Below are 937 nucleotides of genomic sequence, written 5' to 3'. Positions count from 1 at the left end.
ATCTGCTTTTTTAATCAAACCAATAAATGCAAATACTTAATTAAGCATCACACCCTATAGTTGTACAATCAATAGATTTTTTAAGTAGAGCAAAAATTTTACTACCCAAAAAGGACAAGATTATTGAGAAATCTTTCATCCGTTTATTAGAATAAGTATAAATTTTTAACTAAATAAATTGTGTTAATAGCTGGTTAAACTGGTCACGTTCTTCCCAGAAAGGACCATGACCACTATATTGAAACGGGACTAGCTGTGAATTTCTTATTTTTTGGTTTAGCTCGTGAGCCTGTACAAATGGAATGACTTTATCATGAATACCGTGAATGATTAAAGTAGGGACATTAACTTTTGAAAGATCTTCATGCAGCTTCTCATCTCTTAATGTAATAATAATAGCAGCTGTCGACCAACTTGCTGCCTGTAATCCCATTTGCAAAAACCAGTCCGAGAATGGTTTAGTAATATACTGGAAGAAAAAGGTATTTATTACTCCCTGCATCATCTTTGGGCGGTCATTTAGGGTTTCCGTAAGAAGTTCATTGGCCGTTTCTGTAGTAAATCCAGTTGGAGCGGCCGCATCAATAAGTACAAGCTTCGATACCCCAAAACCGTTGTGACGAGACATATATCGAATGGCGATAGCCCCACCGGTAGAGTGACCAACGAGAGTAAAATTGTTTAATTGAAGTGTACCAACCACTGTGCGGATATCATCTGCAAGTTTGTTAAAAGTATAGCCACTCATTGGTTTATCCGAATTGCCAAAGCCCCTCCAGTCTAAACCAATACAGCGGTAACCCATAGAAGGAAGAACATTAAACTGATATTCAAACTGCTTATGGCTTAACGGCCAACCATGTAAAAACACAATGGTCTTATTTCCCCCCGGGTTAATATCTTCAACATATAAATTCACACCCTTTTCTACAGTAAC

Annotated in this window: 1 protein-coding gene; it reads right to left on the bottom strand. The window is 37.1% G+C overall.

Going from position 1 to position 937, the window contains the following annotated elements; translation table 11 throughout:
• Nucleotides 1–169: 169 nt before the first annotated feature.
• The coding region (locus G8761_RS26700) for an alpha/beta fold hydrolase (protein ID WP_166030958.1) at nucleotides 170–937 on the bottom strand (768 nt) is incomplete at its 5' end.

The organism is Neobacillus terrae, from assembly GCF_011393025.1.
Lineage (GTDB): Bacteria > Bacillota > Bacilli > Bacillales > Cytobacillaceae > Neobacillus_A > Neobacillus_A terrae.
Note: the sequence above shows the minus strand (reverse complement) of the source record. Positions and strands in the feature narration are given on the sequence as shown.